Raw genomic sequence first — 23,456 nt, 5'->3', positions numbered from 1 at the left:
AGCTTCAGCCCTTAGGGTAGAGTGCCGCCGCCCGATAATTGGATTCGGGTTCTATTGAATGGAGTAACACCGTGAAGATCGTTAGTAAAACCCTCGCTTCTGCTGTATGTGTTTTGGCTCTTGCAGGTTGTACCGGTACGGCTATGAAGACTCATCAGTACGATAGCAACCAGTACACCGTCGTAGGCCACAGTGAAGCGAGCGCTACGGGTGTGATGCTTTTCGGTCTGATTCCTATTGGTCAGAACAGCCGTTTTGTCCGCGCGCAGACATCTGCAATCCAGGCCAAGGGCGGCGATGCGCTGATTAATACTCAAGTCCAGGAAAAATGGTTTTGGGCATGGGTTCTGAACGGCTACACCACCACCGTTTCCGGCGATGTGATTAAGCTGAAAACTGCTGAATAAGTAGCGTTTGGTTTAAGAAAGCCCGGTTTCCGGGCTTTCTTGTTTTTAGCGTTTGGAGATTCTGTGAGTTGAGTTAATTACGATGATGTTCCTGCATAGCCATTTTGTTATGACATCGGTCAGACGGTTGTCATGGTACAGACGCTTTCTCCAGCACCAGGCTGAGTGGGCTGCAGGGCAGGGTCATCGTCCATGACGCCCAGGTTCGAATGGTGACACCGTTAAACAGTTAAGAGGCATAACGCCTGCTCGTATTGGGCAGTCTGTGTCCACATCACCTATGAGCGGATTTATCCATGGCCTGAGTATTTCAATGTTTACTGTGGCTGGCCAATTCTAAACTCTGGATATATAGATTAAACACAGTGGCTGCGTTGTTTCGGTCATTGCTATAGCGCCTTTTGATTAAGGCCATCCAAAAAGAGATGTAAGATCGCATTTTCCACCGTCTTATATATTCAAATGGAGGCTATATAATAGGCGGCTGGGGAATAATTACGGATCGTTTTAAAAATTAAAAGAGTTAATGTGCTTGGTTGTGTTGAGTAGTGGGGGTAAACGTATTAAACGCGATATTCTTATTATAAAAACTCCTTGCTGAATGTTTCATTTTCATTAAAAATGAATTCGTAATGTGCGGTGCTGCCTGATGAGATAAGGAGTTCTGTTGATGGGTGAGTTGAATAACTACTTTAGAAGTGAGGAATACTCACAGGAAACTGCGTATTTATACAGCTATGCCGAGCGTGCTGTTTTGAATATGGGCTTTGACTATTTTATCTTTCGCATGATCATACCTACCTATCTGAGCAGTACAGGCGGTGCAGTGCTGACTAATATCCCGCCAGAAATCATGAAGCCGTATGAAGATAAGAACCAAGTAGAAGACAACCCTATCATTCGACATTGCCGTACCAGTTTATTGCCCATTATTTGGGGGGCTGAATCCTGTCCAAAACTTAAGGATCTGATTCAAAAAGAAACAGGCAGCTATGCATGGTCTCAAGCACTGCATGATCATACGTGTGTATCAAGTCTGATAACGGTTATCAGGGCTCATAACACTATCTCGGATCAAGATATTGTTGAAAAAGGCGGCAGCGTGATGTTGCTGTGTTCAAAGCTTCATACGTATTTTATGGATGCTTACCTCTCTGATTCAGATCGTTATAATAGGTTGCTCAAAATCACTGCAAGAGAACGTGAGATATTGAATTATTACGGGCAAGGGAAAACCGCTTCGGAAATCGGGATGGTGTTATCTATTTCGTCCAGGACCGTAAATTTTCATCTGAACAGTATCTACACAAAGCTAGGTGTTTCGAACAGTAAAGAGTCTCTCGTCCTTGCTGTTAAGTTTGGTCTTATCTAAAACGGCCGATAACGGTTTGTCTCGTAATTGTACTAATGCAGTGTTACCACACTGCCGTCTTCGCATAATCTAATTCGGGACAACGATTTTTTCAGGCTTCTGAGGGAAGATTCAAGCGCTTGAGCTTTATCATCACGGCCTTCAACAGTCTGTTGAGTCGCGGTCTCTTCAATTTTTTTTGCGGCTTCGTTAATACGCTCGTGCACGAGAGTCAGCCTGGTTTTTATTTTTTTCTGCATGGTAAAAGTTCCGGAAAATTCACCCGTACTGACAAGCGCCCGATACAGGACGAGAAATGTGTTGTTGAATTACGGGTATAGAGAAATGCTGATGCGGAGTGTTAGATGGGATCGGCCGAGTCTGCGTGCGGCTACTGCGTATCCCGGAAGATAAACGTTGATAGGGGACGTGCTATAGCTATAAGAATGGCACCGTGCTTTCAGTCTTGCTTCTCATGGGGGTGTATTAAGCCCAATGAAAAGCAAGCTGTTTATGTAAAGCGGCTGACCAAGGCCAGGTCGGTTATCTAGCCTGGACAGAACACCAATTACTCGAAAGTGCAGAGTTCCTGGTTGTTCTCTTTACATTCATTGCCTTTCCACGCTGTGCCAACGGGTTTGGGAGCAGCTTGAGTTGTCAGGGACAATCTCACGCCTTCGTCGTTTTTACCTTCATAGTCACAGGCCACGAATGTTTTTGGTTTACCCGTGGTTTTTTCAGTAATTGTGCGGATTGCCGCCATTTTAAAGGTGACGTTTTTCAGAACAGTATCATCAACTCTCGGGTCCTCACCCATCCACTGCTGTCCATTGGGAGCTGCTGCTGTATACATGATGGTCTGTTTAATATCACTGACTGCCGGGCATGCAGTGGTGGCCGCATAAGCGTTACCCATCAATGCCATCATCGTAATAATACCGGCGGACATTTTTGTCAGGCTTTTAGTCATGTTTGTTGCTCCGAGTCTTATGGAATACGATTTTTAGTTGTTTTACGTCTGTGAAGGCAGTCGGAGTGAGGAGCACAACAGTGCAGTAAACATACTTAAACTCAGTACCTGCTGGTAAACCAATGCTATAAACATCTGGCGTCAAGTTAATGCTTGCCCGCTAGCGGGTAAGCCGAACTATAGTCAGCGATATATGAGGGTTCAGTACCTTGTTTCCTCGCGCCGATATTAAACGCTCTTCAAGTGTGGCTAATGCTTTACTTATTGAAGAGGTATTAGGTTAGGCGTTCGGATTGAGTGGCGTCTACTGTGATAAATAACAGGTCGTTAAAAATACTTAAGAGGATATTCAGCATTCTGAATGAGAGGGGCGGCCGTTCAAAGCATGTGGGGCAGTTAATCGTAGAGTAGGCACCAGACCTGACACGGGTTGTGTCAGGCCCAATCGTAATTTAAGCAAGCAGTTGAATAGCCTGTATCACCCCACGCTCGCATAAAGCTGTGGCCGACGGTCCCCATGCAAGTCGTTAAGTTTACTGATGTGCTTGTTGTGCGCTTCAGTGAGGTTCATCGTCGCCAGCAACAGTTGCTCTCCTGCCAGTTCCGTCGGGCCTGCCAGTGGGTATCCATCGGCGTCGACGATCACTGAGCCCTGCACCCAGCCAACCCCTCGCTCGTGGCCATGGCGATCGCAGGCGGCGATGAACAGGCGGTTGACGGAGGCATTGGCCTGGACACGCACCACTTCTGCCGGGCGTTCTCTTTCCGGTCGTGGGCCGTCGGGCCAATTGACCGGCGCGCAGAGCAGTTGCACCCCGGCCAAGGCGGGCAGGCGTACCCACTCGGGGAACTCCAGGTCATAACAAATCATCATGCTGATTCGCCCAAATGCGGTTTCTACCACCGGAGGCGGCGCGTTGCCGGCGCTGAAAATCGCGTTTTCCTCGTCCCACAAGTGAGCCTTGCGGTACACCGCACGCAGGCCTTGAGCGTCAATCATCGCGGCGCTATTGGCCAACTGATCAGCACCCAGCCGCTCGCAAAACCCTGCAACGATGAGAATGTTCAGCTCCTTGGCCAGTGCTTTCCATAAGTTGATGGCTGGCCCATCGGTGGGCTCGGAAAGTGACAGCGCTTCACTGCGGTCATGGAAGAGGTAGCCGCTTTGTACCAGTTCGGGGAGCACCACAATCTGGGCGCCGGCCGAGGCTGCCTGGCGGATGACCCGCTCGGTGAGCGTTCGGTTGTAGGCAAGGTCACCGATCTTTGGTGCCACTTGGCAGCACGCAACGGTGACATTGTTGGCTCTGTTCATTTACCCGGTTTCCTGTTCTTTAAGGCTCAGACGGTGTCGACGTTTGGCTCATTGAGACGATGTCGCTTTCGCTAATGGCGTCGATCACCCGGCGTTCGTACGCAAGGTCAATCGAGCGGCTGAGCACGTAATAGACGAGCCCGGACACCAGCAGCCCGACCATCCAGGCAATGTCCACGCCGTTCAGCAGGCGTGCCAGCGGGCCGACAAAAATCTCTTGGTTGGCAGTGGCATCGACGATGTAGAAAAACGGCACCATGGCTGCGAAGCCCAGCAGGTAGGCAACAATCCCGCGAAATTGCCAGGCGCCGTAAATGCCGTGGGGTGTGAAGAAGTGCGGGATCGCGTAATGGCCTTTGCGCACGAAGAAGTAATCCACCAGATTGACGGCAGTCCAGGGCACCAGGAAGTACAGCAGTACGACCAGAAAGGTGTTCAACAGCGCGACACTGTCACCTTTGATCGACAGCACGCAGGTCAACACGATGATGCTGATGGCGAAGATCGATACCACGCGGGCTTGCGGCGTCGGCGTGATTTTTTTGATGGAGTCGACCCCCGTCAGCAACGTCAACATGGCGCTGTAGGTATTGAGCGCAATGATTGGCAGAAAACCGACGACCGAGATCAGCACCAAGACATTGCCCAACCCCGGGAAGACCGAAGAGCCCACCTGATTCAGCGCGACCAAGGCATCGGTGGCCTGCAACTGCTGTGAAAGCCAGGCACCGAGGCCGATCATCCACCCGCCGGACAAGGATGCACCGAGAAACACCGCTGCGATCAGTTTGGGCCTGCTGGTGTTTTTCGGGAGATAACGGGAATAGTCCGAGACATACGGCGCGTAAGAAATGTTGTAGCTGGCACCGATAGCAAACAGGGTGGCAAATGCGACCCAGTTGAAGCCTAGGTTGCTGGCTGGCGCCACGGCATCGCTTTGGCCTGTGCCCAGCATCAAGGCGATGGTGACGAGTGTATAGAGAGGCAACGTGGCCAGCAGCGCCCACTTGAACGCTTTGTGCATCAGGTCGTGGCCATAGACAGAGAGCAATGCGCCGATGAGCACGACAGCGGTGGCCACAAGGATCGGGTCAAAACCAAAGACATGTTTGAGGCCGTCGATGATCAGTGAAATGTTCACCACGTTGAAGCCGACAAACACGAACATCGTCGCCACCAGGGCGAGGATCACCCCGCGGTAGCCAAACTGCGCCCGCGACTGGATCATTTGCGGCAGGCCCATCTCAGGCCCCTGGGAGCCATGGAAGGCCATAAAAATGGTGCCCAGCATGATCCCGAGTGTGCCCGCCAGCGCTGTCCACAGGGCCGAAAGCCCCAGGCTTGGGCCTACAAAGCCAATAGAAATGGTGAAAAAGTGGAAATTGCCCAAAAACCAGAAAGGGCCTTGGCTGCTGAGCTTGGCGTGCCGCTCGTTTTGCGGAATGTAATCGATCGAATGGCCTTCGATGGCCATCCCGTCGCTTGTTTTCAAGGTGCACGTGGGGCTCTTGGGGGCTGACATACGATTCTCCTTTTGCTGGAATCGACAGTGATCATTGTTTTTATAAAGTGAAGCTGTCAGTGCAGGCGGGCGGCTCCATCACCCTGTCTCTCAATCAGGTAGAACTCCAGAACACTGCGATGAGATCGCCAAAAAACGTTGTGGCACGTGCACCAAAAACCGACCTATCATCGCTCGCCATCAAGGCGATTGAGTGCCGGTCCCAGGCAATGTAGGGGTCAACTTCAAGCTGTTAAATATCAGAGTCCAACTGTTCACATAGGTGTTTTTCTATGTAAACCGTTTGCCAGGAGCGCGCATGTTAGGAGCGGTGTCGGAGCTGGATATACGCTTGATCAGGGTATTTCTGGCCGTTGTTGAAGCCGGGGGCATCTCTGCAGCGCAAACGGCGCTCAATACGACGCAGCCCACGATCAGCGCGCAATTGGCCACCTTGGAAGCCAGGCTGGGGTTTCGCCTGTGTGAGCGCGGGCGCGCGGGGTTTTCTGTCACGCCCAAAGGCCAGCAGTTTCTCGAGGCGGCGCGCCGTTTAATGGCCGCCACAGAAGGCTTTCGCATTGAGGTTCAGCACATCAATCGCAAAATTACCGGTAACGTCAATATCGGTTTGATGGGCCAGATCGATCCCGTAGCCAACAAAAAAATCGCGCTGGCCATCGCCCGTCTGCGATCCGAGCATGAAGGGCTCTACTTTCACTTTACTGAGCTGTCTTCCTCGCTTCTGGAAGAGAAGTTGATCAATGGGCATCTGGATCTGGCGATCGGCTACTTTTGGCGACGGTTGCCCAACATCGACTATTTTTCGCTGTTTCAAGAGACGCAAATTGCTTATTGCGGGCCGTCTCATGTGCTGTTTGATCAAGTCGGAGCACTCAGCAGTGAGGATGTTCGCGAGCATGACTGGGTCTGGCCCAGCCATCCGTTACCGGAAATGCCGGTCCCCACCTCCATTGAACGCTTGACCGCGCTCACCGACAGCATGGACGGGGCCGCTTTGTTGATTTTGTCGGGGCAGCATTTGGGCTTTCTTCCTCAGCATTACGCCGCCAAACATGAAGTGCTGGGGCAGTTGCATCCGCTTAACGCTGAGCAGTTACGTTATGAGGTCGTTTTTCATGCCGCCGTTCGACATTCCACGCGTCAGCATGATGTGGTGAGCGCCTTTCTGGCCGAGTTGACGGCTATTTTTGCGGTTGATTCGATTGTGGCGTGAGGCTTTACCCGGCGATCAAAAGCCTTGAAAAATCGCAAAGCTTTTGCGCGATTACCCCAATATCCTGGCTGACGCCTATCCAGCGGCCAGGTCTGTAAAGGGCTACATAGTTAATGTTCGGTAATGGTGGCTCGCAGCGTATTTCGCTCAGGTCGCCTCTTTCCAAAAGATGCTGCAAACAACGCTTGGGTAAATAGGAAATACCCAGCCCGCACATGGTCAAACCGACTTGCGCGAGCAAGTTGCTCGCGGTCACGGTATTGGCGAAATAGACGCTCTGATCCGCAAACCATTTTTGATAGAACAAGCCGGTGCCTGATGAAGTCCCTTGGGCCAATAATTTTTGCTGGGAGAGTTCAAGCACGTTCCATGTTCGTTCGGTGTCCAGCAATCTGGGCGAGCACATCCAGGCAAAACCCACTGTTTGCAAGGCTACTGTGATGGATCTGGCGTCCGAGAATATATCCGGCACAACAACAAGGTCTAAATGGTCTTGTTCAAACTTGCGAAAGAGTTCTGCGCCGACCTCGACCACCGGTTCCAATTGCAGGCGAGGGTAGACCTCGCTTACGGCCTCTACCAGTGACGGGAGCCAGGTCATGGCGGTCAGCTCTGTCACCCCGATGCGATACCGGCCCACCAGGATCGTCTTGTCGCTGACCTCTCCCAGCATGTGGTCGCGCCGGTAGAGCAAGTCGGTGGCATGTTCGAGCAATAAAGAGCCTTTTGTGGTCAGTCGGGCCGTACGCCGCGTGCGATCAAACATCGCCACGCTGAAAGTCTCTTCGAGTTCAACGATTCTTTTGGATATCGCTGATTGGGACATATTTAACTTGGTTGCCGCTGCTTCGAAACTGCCTAGCTGGGCAATCCAGTAAAGAGCCTCCAATTGCTTAAAAGTCACCATGTAGAGCAGCCTTGTTCAGGTGTTGCCGGGTGGAAGTTATGGCCAATGGCAGCCCGACAGTGTTGTTTAAACAGTGCTTTATTCGGCACCGGGGCCGCCTGAGACGAGACGATCCTTACATCGCCGGCCCGAACGTACAAGCGAGTTTTAAGCCTTAATAAACATCACTAAAAGCGATGGAAAATCATCATTTAATGTCGCTAAAAGTATTCTTGCGGGCAGCCTAAGATCGACCCCACGGTGATGATTGTCCATCGCTAAGGGTTCAGTTTCGTCTTCAGGTTGGTCCCCCCACTGTCCCTCTACGCAGCAAGCTGAACCTCAGCGCTGGCGGCATGACCGTAACGACACGTCAAGGCTGCGATCGACAGGGATCTGCTGATCTCTGTCGATCAACTCCGCTTTGGCTGACATCAGTTTGCGGTGAGAAAAAAATAAAATGAAAAACGCGTTTTTGTCCGAGCGGGTCCTGAGTATTGCCCCGTCCCCGAGTGTGGCTGCCAACGCCCTGGTGGCGCAGTTGCGGGCACAAGGTCAGGACATTGTGAACTTCACCGTGGGTGAGCCTGATCTCAACACGCCGGCGCATATCGTTGAGGCGGCGCGCGAGGCCATGGCGTCTGGCGATACTCATTACACCAGCACGCTGGGGACACCTTTGCTGCGCCATGCCATCGTGACCAAACTGGCGCGTGACAACGCCCTGGAGTACAGCCTCGAAGAGGTAGTGGCCGGGTCGGGCGGCAAGCAAATTATTTTTGAAGCGCTGGCGGCCACCCTCAACCCTGACGACGAGGTCATCGTCCACACGCCTTACTGGGTTTCTTACCCCGATATCACTCGCCTCAATGGCGGCACGCCGGTCGTTATCCATGGCCACGAAAGCAACGGTTTCAAGCTGACCCCGGCTGAACTTGAAGACGCCATAACGCCACGGACCAAGTGGGTCATTCTGAACAGCCCGAACAATCCAAGCGGCGCCGTGTACAGCGTTGCCGAGTTGCAAGCACTGGCCCAAGTGCTTCGTGATCACCCCCATGTGCTGATCATGGCTGACGAAATCTATGAGCACTTTGTGTATGGCGATGAGCCTTATGTCTCATTCCCGGCCGCCGCTCCCGATCTCAAGGAACGCACCCTGATTGTTAATGGGGCCTCCAAAGGCTACGCGATGACGGGTTGGCGCCTGGGCTTCGGCGCGGGTCCGAAATGGCTGATTGCTGCGATTGGCAAGTTGCTGTCCCAGAGCACTACCTGCCCGAGCTCGATCAGCCAGGCGGCGGCGGTTGCGGCGTTCAGCGGAGATCAAGGTCCGGTCCAGGCAATGTCGACGCTCTACAAGGGCCGCAGGGACATCATGCTGGTTGCACTTGAAGGCGTGCCAGGCCTGACCTGGACCGTCCCGGACGGCGCTTTCTACGTATTCGTGAACGTCAAAGGGCTCCTGGGCAAGACCACCCCGCGTGGGCAGGTGCTGAACACCGACAGCGATGTCGTCAAGTACTGGCTGGAGGAGGCGGGCGTTGCCACGGTCGTGGGCGAAGCCTATGGCATCAGCCCCTACGTGCGGTTGTCCTTTGCCAGTGGCGAAGCGGTGATCCAGGACGGCTGCGCGCGAATTCGTCGTGCCTGTGAAGCGTTGCGCTGATCAGGGCAACGCTGCTGAAAGGCACAGAATCATCGCGCTGTAGGAGCTGCCGAAGGCTGCGATCTTTTGATCTTCAACATCAAAAGATCGCAGCCTGCGGCAGCTCCTACGAAGATTTTGGCGTGGCGCAAGGCTGTGTTTATGATCCAGATCTGCTCTCAAAGCCCCCCCTAAACCACGCAGCCGATCGCAGAGCGGCTACATAAGCTGCGTCGCTTTAGAGTTGTGTGAAACCGATGCTTTAACTACTGCGTTTAAAAACAAAACGCCCAACACGAAGTTGGGCGTTTTGCCTGGGGCGGTTAATTACTCAGGTTGGCAATAGGGCTTCACCGCGATGCCTGCTTGCTCAAGGGAGGCACGCACTTTTTTCGCCATCTGCAGCGCGCCGTCGGTATCACCATGGACGCAGATGGTGTCGATGGACACCGGAATACGCTTGCCCGACTGGGTGATAATTGCGCTTTCTTCGATCATCTGCATCACCCGTGCTGCCGCCTGGTCGGCGTTATGAATCACCGCACCTGGCTGCGTTCTTGGCACAAGGCGGCCGGAATCAAGGTAAGCGCGGTCGGCATAGATCTCGGTGACGTACGCCACCCCGGCACTCTCGGCGAGGCGTTCGAGGGTGACGCCGGCCATGGTCGACAAAATGAGCGTGTCGTCGACTTTCTGGATCGTCTCAATTAACGCCTGAGCTGCCATTTCATTGTCTGCAACCAAATGTCCCAGGGCACCATGGGCTTTTACATGGGTCAACCGGTGGCCGACCGACCTGGCCATCGCCCATGCGGCGCCAATTTGATAGGCCAACAGTTGGCGGAGTTCGTCCTGGGAGAATTCCTGATGCCGACGACCAAAGGCCCACAGATCGGGGTAACCCGGATGAGCGCCAACCGCGACGCCTTTTTGCTTAGCCTTTGCGCAAATATCGGCCATGATCTTGAAGTCGCCTGCATGAAAGCCACAGGCAAGGTTGGACGTGGTAACAACATCCAGCATTTCGTCATCCTGACCAATGGTGTAAGGACCAAAGCCCTCACCCATATCGCAGTTAATATCGACAGACTTAAGCACGGTGAAACTCCTTTAGTTAGTTGGTGAGTTCTTGTCCGGTGACATCTTTCATCTTGCTCAGGGCAATAATGGAAATCATGGCGGCCAAGCTTGTCCAAATGGCCGGTGACATTGAGTTGCCGGTATTTTCGACCAGCCAAGTGCAGATAAACGGCGTGCTGGCGCCGCCAAAAATAGCGCCCACGTTAAAACTCATGGCCATGCCGGTGTAACGCACACGGGTTGGAAATAACTCGCCGTAAACGGTGTAACCCTGGGCCTGAACAATGGCAAACGGCAAAAAGGCGAGCAGGGCGGCGAAGCTGGCCAGTGGGAAACTGCCAAGTGACATCAAGTACATTGAAATGGGGATAACAACGATATAGCTGGCATAACCAATGATCATTAATGTTTTACGACCCACCCGGTCAGATATTTGACCGAACAGGGGCATTGCCAAGGCCGCTGCCAAGGTACTGGCCGCCATCAGCCAAAAGACTTTGCCTGTTTCATAGCCCAGGGTTCGGGTCATATGCAGGTTTAAATAAACAATGCCCAAGTAGGCGGTGCAGTTCTGCGCAAAGGCAATGGATACCGCCAGATACAGCGATTTTCTATAGCGCGTGAATACTTCGCGAACCGGGGCTTTAACCACTTCATTTGATTCCACCAGGCTTTTAAATTTGGGGGAATCCTCCAGCTTCATCCGTGCCCATAAGGTGAGGCCGATAAAGGGAATGCAGATCAAAAATGGAATACGCCAGCCCCACGCCACCATTTCTTGCGGGGTGATCATGAAACTGACCGCGCCCGCCATGCCCGCGGCGGTGGCAATACCAATGGCAACACCCGCCGGGTTGAAGGCACCGAAGAACCCGCGTTTGTTGGCGGGAGCACACTCGGATATGTACGTGGCGGCACCGCTGGCTTCGCCTCCCGCGAAAAACCCCTGCGCCATTCTGCAGGCCACCAGCATCACAGGGGCAAGCACTCCCGCTTGATCGTAGGTCGGTAGTATCCCGACGATGCCGCTGACAATACCGATGCCGATGACCGTCGCAACCAATGTGTACGAACGGCCCCGACGGTCACCCAGGCGACCGAAAAAGATGCCCCCCAATGGGCGCATGATGAAAGCACTGGCGAAAACGGCAAGTGCAGAAAGAAGGGCCTCAAATGAATTCATGGCAGGAAAGAATACTTTCGCCAACGTGCTGGCCAATAAGCCATATATCGCAAAGTCATAGTACTCAACGGCTGAACCCATGCCTGCAACAATAGAGGCTTTCCAGGGGGATTGAGGTTCGGATGAAGTTTCATCGAATGAATAATGCAGAACTGCAGTATCTTTTATCATAGGTGTTTATCTCGCCGGAGGAATCCGAGAACTTTTGAGATGTAACCACTAGACAGTAGGGAAAGAGCAGGTGCCGAAGCATTAACCCGTAGTAGCTAGTAATTGTTATTGTATTTGTTTGCTGTAAGCCACTTGCAACATACACCACCGCTTATCATGGCTATAGCGATTTATTGGGATGGAATATCATCGCTTTTTCTCATCTATAGAGAAATTCAGAGCGTGAGAAGTCGCGCCACTAAACCGGTGGTGATGTTGCTTGTCAGGTTAAACGTCAGGCTGGGCGTTATATAAGTATTGCGACGATATCTCCGTAGCCCACAACGTGAGCATTACTGACTGAATAACTTTTCAATGTTCCGCTGGTGCTGGGGTATACCGGTACGATTGTTGTTTCAACGACGACATAACCAATGATCATGTCAGGTGTCACCTGTTGTCCGCAGAGATCAGCCGTGGCCCCGGTAAAGGGATGCTGATGATAAAAAACACCCATCTCGGGTGATTCAATCACTGTGCCCTGTTCTAGAGTCTTGGCAGGCGCTGCCAGCGCGGGTTCTGCAACGCTCACGGTTGTCGTTGCGCTGCCAAACTCAAGGCTTAAAGAATAACGTTCATCTTCAACGGTTAATGAGCGGATGCTCGATCCTTGCAGTCGCTGGATCAATAATTCAACTTCATCAATGGTCATGACTGCTGGCTCCCTTCTCGCTGGTCTAGATAATGCTCCAGGTAATGAATGTTCGCCCCGCCTTGAGCAAACTGCTGTGTGCCCAATATCTCCAGTTGCAAGGGGATATTTGAATCAACACCGGCGATCACCAGTTCACTGAGCGCCACTTTCATTCGCTCGATGGCTTGCTCTCGCGTTGAGCCATGGGCAATAACCTTGGCGATAAGGGAGTCGTAGTGGCTGGTGATTTTGAACCCGGGTTTGAGGTGTGATTCGACCCGAATGCCCGGACCACCTGGCGGCAACCAGTCACTTACCGTGCCGGCTGACGGTGCAAAAGACCATGGGTCTTCTGCGTTGATACGGCACTCGATTGCGTGGCCTGAAAATACAATCTGATCCTGGCTGATCGACAGTGGCAGGCCCATGGCCACTCGAATTTGCTCGGCGACGATGTCGACGCCGGTGACCATCTCGGTGACCGGATGCTCGACTTGAACACGGGTGTTCATTTCAATGAAAAAGAACTCGCCGTTTTCGTAGAGAAACTCGAAGGTCCCGGCACCCACATAGCCAATCGCCAGGCACGCTTTCACGCACAACTGGCCAATCTCCTGGATCAAATCCCGGCCGACGCCCGGCGCCGGGGATTCTTCAATCAGTTTTTGGTGTCGGCGTTGCGTTGAGCAGTCTCGCTCACCCAGCCACAGCGCATTGCCATGCTGGTCGGCCAGCACCTGAATCTCGACGTGACGCGGTGTCTGAAGGAATCGCTCCATGTAGACCACCGGGTTGCCAAAGGCAGCGTTGGCCTCTTCGCGGGTCAGGCTGACCGAGCGCAGCAGCTCCGATTGCGCATTGACCACTCGCATACCACGGCCGCCCCCGCCACCGGCCGCTTTGATAATCAGCGGGTAGCCGACTTTTCTGCCGCACTCGAGGATCTCTGCATCGCTATCAGGCACTGCGCCATCTGACCCCGGCACACACGGAATACCGGCTGCAATCATTGCCTGCTTGGCGCGCACCTTGTCGCCCATGCACGCAATGGCCTCGGATGACGGGCCTATGAATGTCAGGCCTGCGTCCTCAACCGCTTTGACGAACCCGGCGTTCTCGGACAGAAAGCCATACCCCGGATGAATGGCCTGAGCCCCCGTGAGTTTTGCCGCCAGCAGAATTTTTTGCTGCAACAGATAGCTTTTGGAGGCCGAAGCCGGGCCGATGCAAATAGAGGTGTCAGCCAGTTTTACATGGCGCAAGTCGCGGTCGGCTTTTGAATACACCGCCACGGTTTGCAGGCCCAGTGATTTACAGGCACGCCAGATACGCAACGCGACTTCACCCCGGTTTGCGATCAATACCTTGTCAAACATGGTTAACCTTCCTGGCTCGATAAATGGGGGTGCCGCGCTCAACGTCTTCACCATCCGCCACCAGGATCTCGACGATCTCGCAGGCAAACTCGGCCTCCAGCGGGTTGAATAATTTCATCGCTTCAATCACCGCCAGGGTGTCGCCTTCACTGACCTGGCTGCCGACGCTGGTGAAGTCAGGCTTTGTCGGGGAGGGTCGCAGGTACACGATGCCCGCCATCGGGGCGGCAATCAGGTGCTCATCCAGTGGTGCGGCGGGTGCTGGCACAACCACAGTGGCTGCGGGTTTGAGAGGTGTTTCGGTGGTACTGACAGGCGTTTGTTGTCGGCGACCGAGGTGGACTTTGGTGTTCCCTTGGGTGTACTTCAACTCAAGGAGAGTCGAGCGCTCGAAGCTATCAATCAATCGTTCAAGATCTTTGCTGTGCATTTTTCCTCTTCCACTTTTTTCAGATCAACTACAAAAAACTTACCGCCATTGCGTCGCGGTCGTTTCAAACAAGGAGTGCCGCTGGGCGCCTGCGCTGAGGGCTGCGTCGATGTCGGTAAGCTCGAACCGAAGGGTGCGCCCCGGCATCAGTTGGCCCAGTTTCCAGAGGTCGGCTTCAATCACGTTCACCAGCTTGGGGTAGCCACCGCAGGTATTGGCGTCGACCAGTTGAATGATCGGCTCGCCGCTGGTGGGTATTTGCACCGTTCCGGGGACGATTCCGTGGGAGAGCAACTCACGGTTGACGGTGCGCTTCAGCACGGCGCCAGACAGCCTGTAACCTTGCCTGTTGGAGCTGCGCCCGACGGTGTAATGGGTGTTGAAGAAACGCTCTTTGCTCTCGTTCGGGAACTCTTGCCATTCGGCCGAGGGCAAGACGCGAACCGTGGTTCCCGCTTCACTCAGCGCCCGCCAGTAGGCTTGCAGTGCCGGGTCAAAGAGGCTCGATGGTGCGGCTGATGCAGCGCTGTTGCGGGGCGAGCTGCGGAGGCTGTCGCCTTTCGCAAGGGCTTTGCCTTCGTGGCCTCCGAACGCGGCTTTAAGGTCGGTGGCGCAAGAGTTGAGCACCCGTTGCACCTCAATGCCGCCCTCGATTGCCAGGTAAACACAGCGGCCTTCTTGAGGCGCTTCGATGACCAGGGTTTCACCCGCATTGACCTTTAAACGTGACCACGGCGCGTGTTGTTTTTGCCCGATTCGGCTAGTGCTTAGCGCGCCGGTAATGGCAACACAGCACGCTTCGCTCATGCGCACCTTGAACGGGAAGTTGTTGATCTCAATGCTGGCAGCCTCGCGTGAATTGCCCAGCATCGCGTTGCCGAGCTCGTAACTCAGGCTGTCAATGGCACCGCTGCGGCTGACACCGCTGGCCAGGAACCCGATACGACCGCGATCGACAATGATGTTGAGAGGACCGTTAGAGAGGATTTCCATCATTTCAATTGCGCCTTTGGACGAAATACCAGGGTGTCACCGGGGCTCAACAGCGCAGGCGGCATTGCCAGGCTGTCAAAGCCATCAAAGTCGGCGTGGCCGATGACGTGCCAGCCGCACGGGCCTGGGCACGGGAAGACAGAGGCCTGCTCACCGGCGATCACCACGCTGCCTTTTGGGATTAAGGTGCGCGGGATTTGGCGCCGAGGGACTTCAAGCGCCGGGGGCAACCCCACGAGATACGGAAAGCCTGGCATCGATCCGAGCGCGGCCACGGTGTAAGTGACCGAGCTGTGCAAGGCAATGACGTCACGTGGGGTGAGGCCCGTTTGTTCGGCGACGTAGTCCAGGTCCATCCCGTGTTCGCCGCCGTAGATCATGTCGATGACGAAGTGCTTGCCCTTGATGGGGGTTGGGCTGGAGCTGACCCACAGGTCGGACAACACCTGCGCCGCTGCATCTGGGGGGATCTTGCGGGGATCGTAGATGACCAGCAGGTTGTTAACCCCTGGCACGGTTTCGACTAACCCTGGAAAACTTTGCGGATTACACAGGGTGTTGTTCAACGCCCAAAGCCGTTGCTGCAGCGCCTTGTCATAAGGGCCGCAGGACACATCCAGAAGCAGGCCGTTGGTACCTGCGAGCGAGATTCGCACAGAGGTATCAACGGCCTTTGACGTTGCTAATGTGGGTTCAAAAAGAATCATGGCTATTCCAAATGCAGGTGCTCACCGAACGACAGATGCCGTGCGGGAGGCGTTGCATGGAGCACGCCAACGTTTACGATTCGAATGTGTTTTGTCTTCGTTTAGTCTTTAAAATGCTTTTTAATGGATATAACTAATTGAAAGTTAAGATAAAAATTAGATTTTGTTTTTTGCGATTTTTTGCCGAGAATTCGACGGAGAAAGGATTTTTCAGCTCGCGACGCTATTTTGGCAATGCTACCTAAGGGAGCAAAGTCGCTACAAAAGGTAACATCGCGTCGAGTGCTTGCGTAAAGCTTGAGGGGGTCAAACCAGTGAAGAGGCTGCCCTTGCTGCCTGGTCATACGTGCCAGACATTTCTCTCAATGTGCGGGCTGTTGAACTGAGTTTTTCGACCAGGTTTTGATCGATGCTCGGCACCAGGCATTTGGTGCGTACCGTCACATACCGCTCTACCAGCGCCAAGCCCTTTTTGGTCGGGCTGTAGAACACTTCCTTGCCAATCTTTTTGGAACTGATCAACAGGCTCCCTGACAGTTTGCGCAGGGAGTAAGAGACGATGTGGGTGTCTGCGAAATTCAAGGTAAAGCAGATGTCGGCGAGCTTCTTCTGTTTGCCACGGTGGCAAATATGGTTCAGCACCATGATGTCGACCATGCCCAGGTCAGGTGCTCCGGCCGCGCTCATGCAGGAGGTGGCCCACCTTGAAAATGCGTTCCACGTCAGGATCATGCCGAACTCAAACTCCGACGCCGGCACTTGGCCTTCTACCACCAGATGGGCAGACGCGACCAAGGGGCCGTTAAGGTCGGATTCAAGCTGAGAAAGCGTGTCGGACATATATCCTCCGTAATGACAAAGATCCCAAGTGAGAGCCATTGGTTTACGCGGCAATCTACCATAGCTGCCAGCGCACAGGGGGCGCGGGGCGGCACCTGAGGGCATTGGTGGGGGCGGTTTAGACCGCTGCGAAATGCCCTTTTAGTGGTCTGATGAGCCACTGACTCATCACTTTTTTCGAACATTTTTGCCTTCTTTAATTCGCTTTTTACAGGCGAAACCTTCTCCTAAAGTGGCGTCAACCCGCAGGTGATATCGGCCGCGCCCTTGGCTTGAAGGCGGCTGGCATCCACACCTGTACCCCGGCTGGCGCATTGCCAACCGCCCACTCCGTCAAGATGGAAAACAACAATGATCGGACTTCGAATCCTCCCTCGTACACGCCAAGTCAGCGCCGCACTGGTCGACAGTTTTCGCGCAGTCCCGGTCGCCAACGTCAGTGACTGCATGGGGCGAATGACTGCTGGCGGTACTCAGTTGCGTCCGTATCACAAAGGCGGTGTGTTGGCGGGGCCTGCCTTCACGGTCAAAGCCCGTCCGGGTGACAACCTGATGATCCACAAGGCTTTGCATCTGGCACAACCCGGTGACGTGATTGTGGTGGACGGCGGCGGCGACCTGACGAACGCGCTGATGGGCGAGCTGATGGTGGCAACGGCCATCAAGCGCGGCCTTGGCGGCATCGTGCTCAATGGGGCGATTCGCGACATCGATGCGATCCAGGCCGGTGACTTTCCGGTGTACGCCGCCGGGATCACCCACCGTGGCCCGTACAAGGACGGGCCTGGCGAAATCAACGTGCCAATCGCCATTAACGGCATGGTGATCAACCCGGGTGACCTGATACTCGGTGATGCTGACGGCTTGCTGTGCGTGCCGTTTGAAGCCGCCGAGCAGATCCTCGATGCCGCGCTGGGCAAGTGCGCAGCAGAGAAAGTGACGGTTAAAGAAATCGAAGAAGACCGCCTGGATATCACCTGGATTGATGCCCAGTTGGCACGCCTGGGTTACACCGCATGAAGATCGTCATTCTTGACCGGGACACGCTGTCGCCGCAGACCGTGCTGCGGACGCCGTCCTTTGCGCATGAGATCCAGTCCTGGGGGCGCACCGCTCCCGAGCAAGTGGCTGAGCGGATCGCCGATGCCGACATCGTTGTGCTCAACAAGGTAAAGCTCAGCGGGGAAGCAATCGCTGCGGCGAAAAACCTTCGCCTGGTGGCCATTGCTGCAACGGGCACCGATAACGTCGATATTGCGGCGTGCAAGGCGCGCGGCATCGTGGTCAGTAATATCCGCAACTACGCCGTCAACACGGTGCCAGAGCATACCTTTGCCCTGATCTTTGCCCTGCGCCGGAGCATTTGTGCGTACCGTGACGCGGTGAGGGCAGGGCGCTGGCAAGAGGCGCAACAGTTCTGCTTCTTCGATTACCCGATCAAGGACCTGGCCGGTTCTACCCTCGGCATCATCGGTGATGGGGTACTGGGGCAGGCGGTCGCCAATATGGCGCGCGGGCTCGGCATGCGGGTGATTTTCGCCGGGTACAAAGGGCACTCCGGGCTTGGCTCGTTGTATGTGCCGTTTGAGCAGACGTTGGCTGAAGCCGACATCCTGACCCTGCACTGCCCGCTGCTGCCAGAGACACGCAACATGATTGGCGCCGCAGAGTTTGCGCTGATGCGCCGCAAGCCTTTACTGATCAATACCGCACGCGGTGGGTTGGTGGATGAAAGCGCTGTCGGCCCGGCCCTGGAAGCGGGGCAGATTTCCGGCGCTGGTTTTGATGTGGTGATGGCCGAGCCGCCAGCGCCGGATCATCCGTTCATGACGCTGGTGGATCGGCCCAACTTTATTCTCACCCCCCATGTTGCGTGGGCGAGTGATGAGGCCGTACAAGGTTTGGCCGATCAATTGGTCGACAACATTGAAGCCTTTGTTCGTGGCGAGCCAAGAAACGTCGTTTAACCCACACCCGTTAAATTCCCTACGTTATGTGACGCTGAGAACGGGCATTTAATGTTAGAAACGCTATCAACCTTGAATAAGCAGGTTGGGTTCGAAACTCTGGAAGGCGCCCCATGATTAAACACCTTGATCACTTAGTTCTGACCACCGTTGATGTGCAGGCGTGCAAAGACTTCTACATGCGTGTGCTCGGCATGCAATTTGTGCCTTCGCCGGGAGGGCGGATGGCGTTCCATTTTGGCCAGCAGAAGATCAACGTTCACGTGCGCGGGTTTGAGTTCGAACCCAAAGCTCATTTGCCCGTCTCGGGGGCGCTCGACCTTTGTTTCATCGCCACCGTCACCCTGGATGAGGTCATCGCCCACCTGGAAGCCGAGAACTGGCCGATTCTGCTCGGTCCCGTGCAGCGTACGGGGGCAACCGGCCCTATCCGCTCTGTTTATCTTCGCGACCCTGATCTGAACCTGATCGAGATTTCCGAGTTGTTGCCCACTGAGCAGGCGTAAACACATAACGATTGTTTGATTCGCTCCGCTGAGCGTTCGGCACGCGCTTGAGCCCAAGGTGTTGAAGTCTCCTGTTTCCCTTTGCACTGCACGTGGCAAAGGGGAGTTAAGAGAACACCCGGTCAAGTGTCGTGCTTTTTTTTGCGCGAACACCTGCCGTTCCACCCCTGAATAACGACGCTTAATGATGCGAAAAAGGAATGAATAAGGTTTCTTATTTATCGCTTTTATCGACATCGCCGAATGCAGAACATGGCGGCTCCAATAAGCATAAAAAAAAGGAATGTTCATGACCGCAATCGCCGCCACCGACGTTGCCGCTCAGGCGAGGTCAAAGTATCGCTGGGTTGTTCTGTCAGTCATTGTCGTTGTTTACATGCTGGCCGCTGCCGATCGGGCCAACATCGGTATCGCCTTGCCCTACATCCAGAAAGAGTTCGGGGCGACCAATGCCCAGGCGGGGTTGCTGGTCAGCGCGTTCTTTCTGTTTTATTCCCTGGGGCAAATTCCAGCAGGCTTTTTGCTCAGCAAAGTGGGCGTGCGTGTTGTTGCGCCGATCTCCATTGGCTTGACCTCAATCGTCACTCTGCTGATTGGCACCGCGCATAATTTCGGGCTGCTGAAAATCTATCGTTCAGCGCTGGGCATTGCCGAAGCGGCCCTGCCGTTGTCGATGCTGAGTACGATCAATCGCTGGTTCCCGGCGCGTGAAAAAGGCCTCGCCACAGGGGCTTTTCTGTCGGCGGCGAAGATGGGCGCAGTGATCGCGCCGCCCATTGGCGCGGCGCTGATCATGCTCGATGGCTGGCGGACGATGTTCTTTGCCTTCGCCATCCCTGGCGTCGTGCTGGCGCTGATCTGGTGGTGGCTGGTGCCCAACGATCCACGCGCGGGTCGCCGGGTCAACGACGCAGAAGCCACCTACATCGAAGACCAGCAGACCAGCAAAACCGACAGTGTGCGCACTCACAAAAGCTTCGGCGCGCTGGACACCCTGCTGCGTTACAAGCAAACACCGCGACTGGCCAACTCACGCTCTGTGTTTGCGTCCTGGAACATATGGGGCTGCGGCCTGGGCTATTTGTTGATGACCGGTGTGGTCAACGTGCTGCTCGCCTGGCTGCCCAAGTACCTGGGGGAAGTGAAGCATTTTGAACTGATGCAGATCGGCTTCGTGGCTGCCTTGCCTTTTGCTGGCGGTGTGTTGGGCAATATTGTGGGGGGCTGGTTGTCTGACACCGTGCTGGACCGTCGCAGAAAGCCGACGATGATGATCAGCGCTGTGGCCACGTGCCTGATGATGGTTGCCTTGGTCTATGCGCCCAATGACCTGCTCTCGGTCAGCCTGCTGTTGTTTGGCACGGGCTTTCTGTTGAACATCGGCTATTCGTCATTTTCGGTGTACTCCATGGGCCTGACCACGCGCACCACTTACCCGGTGGCGGCCTCTGTGGTCAACAGCGCCGGCCAGGCTGGCGGGGCGATGGCGCCGCTGATCACCGGCATGCTCCTGGATAGCTACAGTTGGACGGCGGTGTTCATCTTCCTGGGCGTGTGCTCACTGGCGGCACTGGTCTTTGTGCTTTCGATTAACGAGCCGGCCAACCATGACGAGTCGCTGGCGAGTGCCTAACCGGGCTGCCCATTAACAGCCTTCGGTTCACGCCGGGAAGGTGCGTTGACGACCGTCATCTGCGCCTTCTCAGCTTTGCAGTTGCCGCGAAAAATCACACTGCTCGACGGCCCGAATCGCCACTTCGCTCACGAACGCCGAGGGCCGATCATTTCGGTACATCGCCATGTAGGGCACAGGCGGCAAGGGCGGGTCGGTGTGTATGATCGTCAATTTGCCCTCATCCACCAGCGGGCGAAAGCACTCCAGCGGCAGGTACGTGACACCCAGCCCGGCGGCGGTCAGCCCGAGCATGGCCGTCAGGCTGTCCGAGGACAGCATCTTGGGCAGCTCGATGCCCATGGTCCCCAGCCACTTGTTGACAAACAAACCCGACCCCGACTTTTTGCCTTGTACCAGCAGCGGGTACTTGGCCAGTTCGGCCAGCCCGACCACCCCCGAATGCTCGACGACGCCGGGCGCTGCCATCCAGGCGTTTTCAACGATGCCCAGCGGCACCGCGGTGATCTCGGGCGCTGTGAAGGTGTCGGGGATGATAATCATGTCCACCAGATCATCCACGAGCTTTTCATGGAGGTTGCGGCTCATGTCGACTTCAGCCTCAACCGTTAGCCCCGGAAAATCCTCCACCAGTTTGGCAATCAGCCGGGGCAGCCATGTCAGCGCCGTCAGCTCTGTCACGCCCAGTCTGAGCCGTCGGGTCACCACGTGGGTGCCGTCCTTGAGTGAGGTGATGCGTTCCGCAAGGGTGAGCATTTCCCGGGCAATCACCAGCATTTCTTCGCCGATGGCCGTGAGCCGTGCACCGCGTTGCGAGCGGTCGAACAGTTGCAGCCCCGTGGAGGCCTCCAGTTCCTGTATGCGCTTGGAGATGGCTGACTGCGTGGTATTGAGGTGCTCGGCCGCACGCTCGAAAGTGCCGAGGCGTTCGATCCAGTGCAGCGCAAGGAGTTGCCGGAGGTTGATCATTAACATTCCTGTTGGGCATGTTTGGGCATACGATAATATCGCTTTTTCTATTTTTCAGGGTCTTTATCCTCAAAGCCATACGCCACCTGAGGAACACCCATGAACGCTATCGCCTCAACGTCAGACTTGCATGCGCTGCTGGCCGCTTATGCCCGCACCTCGACGTCCATCATCAGTGATTGTCTGGACCGCCTGCCTGGCGCGCCACTCACACCATTCCACCGCATTGAAGGCACCATGGTCGGCACCGCCCTGACCGTGAAAGTCCCGTGCGGTGACAATCGTGCGATCCATCAGGCGCTGGAAATCCTGAGCCCCGGGCAAGTGCTGGTGGTGGATGGCGGAGGGGATATCAGCCGGGCCTTGATGGGCGACATCATGACCGCCATCGCGCAAAAACGCGGCGCCGCAGGCATTGTGGTAGACGGCGCCATTCGTGATCTGGCGACGATTGGCAAGGGCAGCTTCCCGGTGTTTGCCCGGGCCGCCTACCATCGCGGTCCGTATAAAAACGGACCGGGGGAGATCAACGTACCGGTCAGCATTGGCGGCATGATCGTCTCGCCGGGCGACATCGTTGTCGGTGATCACGATGGCATCGTGGCGTTCCCGGCCGAGCAGGCAGAAGAACTGTTGCAACGGTGCCTGGGGACCGAACAAAAAGAAGCAGAGATGATGGCGCAAATCGCGTCCGGAACTTACAAGGGCGCCTACGGGGCCAAATAATCGGAAACCCTAACAATGAAAATCGCAATTGTCGGAGCGGGCGAAGTCGGCCTCACTTATGCGCGGCCATGGGCAGCGGCAGGGCATGACATCATCTTGTGCGACCTGAAACCCTCAGCCACCGCCCAGGCGTTTGCCGCCGAGCGGGGCCTGGATATCGCCACCTCAGTCGGCGCTATCGCTGCAGACTGCGACGTTGTCGTGTCGTGCGTATTCGGCACGGTGTCGCTGGTTGTGGCCGAGCAGGCGCTGGCCCACATGCGCAAGGGCGCGCTGTACATCGACATGACGACCGCTGACCCGGCGCAGATCAGAATCGCTGCCGAACAGGCGGCGCAATCGGGCATCGTGTACGTCGACGTGGCAATCCTCGGCGCCATCGCGCTGACCCATGAGAAGACCAACTTGCTGGGCGCAGGTCCTGGCATTGAACCTGCGCAGCGCCTGTACGCGGCCATCGGCGCACCGCTCAAGGCGGTCGAAGGTGGCGCTGCTGGCGATGCGGCTGCGCTCAAAATTTTGCGCAGCGTGTTTACCAAAGGGCTGGAGGCGCTGACCATCGAGTGCTTTATGGCCGCAGAAAAACAGGGCGTGACAGACAAGCTGCACGACGCCTTGAGCGACATTGATCAAGCCAGCCTGCGCGATTTCCTCGGCGCTTTGATCCGCACGCACGTGCTGCATGCACCCCGTCGCCTCAAAGAGGTTGAAGAGGCTGAGCGCCAATTGCGCGCCGCCGATATGCCGGTGGCCGTGCTGCCGGGGGTCAAAGACCTGTTCCAGCGCACCGCCGAACAGATCAGCGTGAATCCGTTGCAGACGCCCGCACCGACCCTGGAGCAGGCGTTTGAATGGCTCTTCAAAGCCAATGGGATCAGCCGCTCATAAAT

At 55.3% G+C, this 23,456-nt stretch carries 24 protein-coding genes; 10 read left to right on the top strand and 14 right to left on the bottom strand.

The window, feature by feature from the left end:
• Window positions 1–71: 71 nt before the first annotated feature.
• Window positions 72–407 (top strand): hypothetical protein, encoded by a 336-nt coding sequence (locus tag ACJJU9_RS17560; protein WP_048370528.1) that lies wholly within the window; start codon window positions 72–74, stop codon window positions 405–407.
• A 670-nt stretch (window positions 408–1,077) separates the two neighbouring features.
• Window positions 1,078–1,779, top strand: a complete 702-nt coding sequence (locus ACJJU9_RS17555; RefSeq protein ID WP_153389942.1) for a LuxR family transcriptional regulator — start codon at window positions 1,078–1,080, stop codon at window positions 1,777–1,779.
• Between the two features lie 32 nt (window positions 1,780–1,811).
• Here ACJJU9_RS17555 and ACJJU9_RS17550 read toward each other — a convergent pair whose 3' ends face one another.
• From ACJJU9_RS17550 to ACJJU9_RS17535, 4 genes are all read right to left on the bottom strand, one after another.
• On the bottom strand, window positions 1,812–2,018 hold the full coding sequence (locus tag ACJJU9_RS17550) for a hypothetical protein (RefSeq protein ID WP_262126528.1): 207 nt from the start codon (window positions 2,016–2,018) through the stop codon (window positions 1,812–1,814).
• A 308-nt stretch (window positions 2,019–2,326) separates the two neighbouring features.
• Window positions 2,327–2,728 carry a hypothetical protein gene (locus ACJJU9_RS17545; RefSeq protein ID WP_407729114.1) on the bottom strand — a complete coding sequence of 134 codons (402 nt, stop codon included), beginning with the start codon at window positions 2,726–2,728 and terminating at the stop codon, window positions 2,327–2,329.
• A 478-nt stretch (window positions 2,729–3,206) separates the two neighbouring features.
• Window positions 3,207–4,043 carry a nitrilase family protein gene (locus ACJJU9_RS17540; RefSeq protein WP_407729113.1) on the bottom strand — a complete coding sequence of 279 codons (837 nt, stop codon included), beginning with the start codon at window positions 4,041–4,043 and terminating at the stop codon, window positions 3,207–3,209.
• 19 nt (window positions 4,044–4,062) lie between these two features.
• Window positions 4,063–5,565, bottom strand: a complete 1,503-nt coding sequence (locus ACJJU9_RS17535; protein WP_407729112.1) for a purine-cytosine permease family protein — start codon at window positions 5,563–5,565, stop codon at window positions 4,063–4,065.
• A gap of 298 nt (window positions 5,566–5,863) precedes the next feature.
• Between ACJJU9_RS17535 and ACJJU9_RS17530 the strand changes: the two genes are divergently transcribed.
• Window positions 5,864–6,778 (top strand): LysR family transcriptional regulator, encoded by a 915-nt coding sequence (locus ACJJU9_RS17530; protein WP_048391690.1) that lies wholly within the window; start codon window positions 5,864–5,866, stop codon window positions 6,776–6,778.
• Window positions 6,779–6,782: 4 nt separating this feature from the next.
• On the opposite strand, the gene ACJJU9_RS17525 is transcribed toward ACJJU9_RS17530, so the two are convergent.
• Window positions 6,783–7,685, bottom strand: a complete 903-nt coding sequence (locus ACJJU9_RS17525; protein WP_407729111.1) for a LysR family transcriptional regulator — start codon at window positions 7,683–7,685, stop codon at window positions 6,783–6,785.
• A gap of 439 nt (window positions 7,686–8,124) precedes the next feature.
• On the opposite strand from ACJJU9_RS17525, the gene ACJJU9_RS17520 reads away from it, so the two are divergent.
• Entirely contained in the window at window positions 8,125–9,333 is a 1,209-nt protein-coding gene (locus ACJJU9_RS17520) for a pyridoxal phosphate-dependent aminotransferase (protein ID WP_048391692.1), read from the top strand.
• Window positions 9,334–9,639: 306 nt separating this feature from the next.
• On the opposite strand, the gene ACJJU9_RS17515 is transcribed toward ACJJU9_RS17520, so the two are convergent.
• The 8 genes from ACJJU9_RS17515 to ACJJU9_RS17480 form a co-directional block, all read right to left on the bottom strand.
• Window positions 9,640–10,410 carry a LamB/YcsF family protein gene (locus ACJJU9_RS17515; RefSeq protein WP_407729110.1) on the bottom strand — a complete coding sequence of 257 codons (771 nt, stop codon included), beginning with the start codon at window positions 10,408–10,410 and terminating at the stop codon, window positions 9,640–9,642.
• 16 nt (window positions 10,411–10,426) lie between these two features.
• Complete coding sequence (locus ACJJU9_RS17510) at window positions 10,427–11,746, bottom strand: MFS transporter (RefSeq protein ID WP_407729109.1); 1,320 nt, start codon at window positions 11,744–11,746, stop codon at window positions 10,427–10,429.
• Window positions 11,747–12,032: 286 nt separating this feature from the next.
• Window positions 12,033–12,437 carry a hypothetical protein gene (locus tag ACJJU9_RS17505; protein ID WP_407729108.1) on the bottom strand — a complete coding sequence of 135 codons (405 nt, stop codon included), beginning with the start codon at window positions 12,435–12,437 and terminating at the stop codon, window positions 12,033–12,035.
• A complete protein-coding gene (gene accC, locus ACJJU9_RS17500) occupies window positions 12,434–13,795 on the bottom strand; it encodes an acetyl-CoA carboxylase biotin carboxylase subunit (RefSeq protein ID WP_153434757.1) in 1,362 nt (453 codons plus the stop codon). The genes ACJJU9_RS17505 and accC overlap by 4 nt, the downstream gene beginning before the upstream one ends.
• Complete coding sequence (locus tag ACJJU9_RS17495; RefSeq protein WP_407729107.1) at window positions 13,788–14,225, bottom strand: acetyl-CoA carboxylase biotin carboxyl carrier protein; 438 nt, start codon at window positions 14,223–14,225, stop codon at window positions 13,788–13,790. The genes accC and ACJJU9_RS17495 overlap by 8 nt, the downstream gene beginning before the upstream one ends.
• Window positions 14,226–14,264: 39 nt before the next feature.
• Window positions 14,265–15,221: a biotin-dependent carboxyltransferase family protein gene (locus tag ACJJU9_RS17490; RefSeq protein WP_407729106.1), complete on the bottom strand. Its 957-nt coding sequence runs from the start codon at window positions 15,219–15,221 to the stop codon at window positions 14,265–14,267.
• Entirely contained in the window at window positions 15,218–15,925 is a 708-nt protein-coding gene (gene pxpB, locus ACJJU9_RS17485; protein ID WP_407729105.1) for a 5-oxoprolinase subunit PxpB, read from the bottom strand. The genes ACJJU9_RS17490 and pxpB overlap by 4 nt, the downstream gene beginning before the upstream one ends.
• A gap of 306 nt (window positions 15,926–16,231) precedes the next feature.
• Complete coding sequence (locus tag ACJJU9_RS17480; RefSeq protein ID WP_048370499.1) at window positions 16,232–16,765, bottom strand: winged helix DNA-binding protein; 534 nt, start codon at window positions 16,763–16,765, stop codon at window positions 16,232–16,234.
• A gap of 351 nt (window positions 16,766–17,116) precedes the next feature.
• On the opposite strand from ACJJU9_RS17480, the gene ACJJU9_RS17475 reads away from it, so the two are divergent.
• The 4 genes from ACJJU9_RS17475 to ACJJU9_RS17460 all read left to right on the top strand — a co-directional run bounded on the left by ACJJU9_RS17475 (window position 17,117) and on the right by ACJJU9_RS17460 (window position 20,871).
• Complete coding sequence (locus ACJJU9_RS17475; RefSeq protein WP_407729104.1) at window positions 17,117–17,785, top strand: RraA family protein; 669 nt, start codon at window positions 17,117–17,119, stop codon at window positions 17,783–17,785.
• Complete coding sequence (locus ACJJU9_RS17470; protein ID WP_407729103.1) at window positions 17,782–18,732, top strand: D-2-hydroxyacid dehydrogenase; 951 nt, start codon at window positions 17,782–17,784, stop codon at window positions 18,730–18,732. The genes ACJJU9_RS17475 and ACJJU9_RS17470 overlap by 4 nt, the downstream gene beginning before the upstream one ends.
• A 113-nt stretch (window positions 18,733–18,845) precedes the next feature.
• The gene (locus ACJJU9_RS17465) at window positions 18,846–19,238 is read left to right on the top strand and encodes a VOC family protein (protein WP_048370493.1); all 393 of its coding nucleotides are present in this window, start codon (window positions 18,846–18,848) and stop codon (window positions 19,236–19,238) included.
• A gap of 289 nt (window positions 19,239–19,527) precedes the next feature.
• On the top strand, window positions 19,528–20,871 hold the full coding sequence (locus ACJJU9_RS17460; RefSeq protein WP_407729102.1) for an MFS transporter: 1,344 nt from the start codon (window positions 19,528–19,530) through the stop codon (window positions 20,869–20,871).
• A gap of 69 nt (window positions 20,872–20,940) precedes the next feature.
• Here ACJJU9_RS17460 and ACJJU9_RS17455 read toward each other — a convergent pair whose 3' ends face one another.
• Complete coding sequence (locus tag ACJJU9_RS17455; protein ID WP_153332582.1) at window positions 20,941–21,840, bottom strand: LysR family transcriptional regulator; 900 nt, start codon at window positions 21,838–21,840, stop codon at window positions 20,941–20,943.
• A 99-nt stretch (window positions 21,841–21,939) separates the two neighbouring features.
• Between ACJJU9_RS17455 and ACJJU9_RS17450 the strand changes: the two genes are divergently transcribed.
• Window positions 21,940–22,566, top strand: coding sequence for an RraA family protein (locus tag ACJJU9_RS17450; protein WP_048370487.1), 627 nt, complete (start codon window positions 21,940–21,942; stop codon window positions 22,564–22,566).
• 15 nt (window positions 22,567–22,581) lie between these two features.
• Complete coding sequence (locus tag ACJJU9_RS17445; protein ID WP_407729101.1) at window positions 22,582–23,454, top strand: NAD(P)-binding domain-containing protein; 873 nt, start codon at window positions 22,582–22,584, stop codon at window positions 23,452–23,454.
• The last annotated feature ends 2 nt before the right edge of the window (window positions 23,455–23,456 follow it).

Origin of the sequence: Pseudomonas helleri, assembly GCF_045830615.1 — a bacterium.
Classification (GTDB): domain Bacteria; phylum Pseudomonadota; class Gammaproteobacteria; order Pseudomonadales; family Pseudomonadaceae; genus Aquipseudomonas; species Aquipseudomonas helleri.
Note: the sequence above shows the minus strand (reverse complement) of the source record. Positions and strands in the feature narration are given on the sequence as shown.

Bases quoted from the DNA above. Each gene is read 5' to 3' on its own strand.
- ACJJU9_RS17535 (WP_407729112.1), bottom strand. From the start codon at position 5,565: ATGTCAGCCCCCAAGAGCCCCACGTGCACCTTGAAAACAAGCGACGGG.
- ACJJU9_RS17555 (WP_153389942.1), top strand. From the start codon at position 1,078: ATGGGTGAGTTGAATAACTACTTTAGAAGTGAGGAATACTCACAGGAA.
- ACJJU9_RS17530 (WP_048391690.1), top strand. From the start codon at position 5,864: ATGTTAGGAGCGGTGTCGGAGCTGGATATACGCTTGATCAGGGTATTT.
- ACJJU9_RS17495 (WP_407729107.1), bottom strand. From the start codon at position 14,225: ATGCACAGCAAAGATCTTGAACGATTGATTGATAGCTTCGAGCGCTCG.
- ACJJU9_RS17490 (WP_407729106.1), bottom strand. From the start codon at position 15,221: ATGATGGAAATCCTCTCTAACGGTCCTCTCAACATCATTGTCGATCGC.
- ACJJU9_RS17510 (WP_407729109.1), bottom strand. From the start codon at position 11,746: ATGATAAAAGATACTGCAGTTCTGCATTATTCATTCGATGAAACTTCA.
- ACJJU9_RS17470 (WP_407729103.1), top strand. From the start codon at position 17,782: ATGAAGATCGTCATTCTTGACCGGGACACGCTGTCGCCGCAGACCGTG.
- ACJJU9_RS17445 (WP_407729101.1), top strand. From the start codon at position 22,582: ATGAAAATCGCAATTGTCGGAGCGGGCGAAGTCGGCCTCACTTATGCG.
- ACJJU9_RS17455 (WP_153332582.1), bottom strand. From the start codon at position 21,840: ATGATCAACCTCCGGCAACTCCTTGCGCTGCACTGGATCGAACGCCTC.
- ACJJU9_RS17505 (WP_407729108.1), bottom strand. From the start codon at position 12,437: ATGACCATTGATGAAGTTGAATTATTGATCCAGCGACTGCAAGGATCG.
- ACJJU9_RS17540 (WP_407729113.1), bottom strand. From the start codon at position 4,043: ATGAACAGAGCCAACAATGTCACCGTTGCGTGCTGCCAAGTGGCACCA.
- ACJJU9_RS17520 (WP_048391692.1), top strand. From the start codon at position 8,125: ATGAAAAACGCGTTTTTGTCCGAGCGGGTCCTGAGTATTGCCCCGTCC.
- pxpB (WP_407729105.1), bottom strand. From the start codon at position 15,925: ATGATTCTTTTTGAACCCACATTAGCAACGTCAAAGGCCGTTGATACC.
- ACJJU9_RS17525 (WP_407729111.1), bottom strand. From the start codon at position 7,685: ATGGTGACTTTTAAGCAATTGGAGGCTCTTTACTGGATTGCCCAGCTA.
- ACJJU9_RS17460 (WP_407729102.1), top strand. From the start codon at position 19,528: ATGACCGCAATCGCCGCCACCGACGTTGCCGCTCAGGCGAGGTCAAAG.
- accC (WP_153434757.1), bottom strand. From the start codon at position 13,795: ATGTTTGACAAGGTATTGATCGCAAACCGGGGTGAAGTCGCGTTGCGT.
- ACJJU9_RS17450 (WP_048370487.1), top strand. From the start codon at position 21,940: ATGAACGCTATCGCCTCAACGTCAGACTTGCATGCGCTGCTGGCCGCT.
- ACJJU9_RS17545 (WP_407729114.1), bottom strand. From the start codon at position 2,728: ATGACTAAAAGCCTGACAAAAATGTCCGCCGGTATTATTACGATGATG.
- ACJJU9_RS17480 (WP_048370499.1), bottom strand. From the start codon at position 16,765: ATGTCCGACACGCTTTCTCAGCTTGAATCCGACCTTAACGGCCCCTTG.
- ACJJU9_RS17475 (WP_407729104.1), top strand. From the start codon at position 17,117: ATGATCGGACTTCGAATCCTCCCTCGTACACGCCAAGTCAGCGCCGCA.
- ACJJU9_RS17550 (WP_262126528.1), bottom strand. From the start codon at position 2,018: ATGCAGAAAAAAATAAAAACCAGGCTGACTCTCGTGCACGAGCGTATT.
- ACJJU9_RS17465 (WP_048370493.1), top strand. From the start codon at position 18,846: ATGATTAAACACCTTGATCACTTAGTTCTGACCACCGTTGATGTGCAG.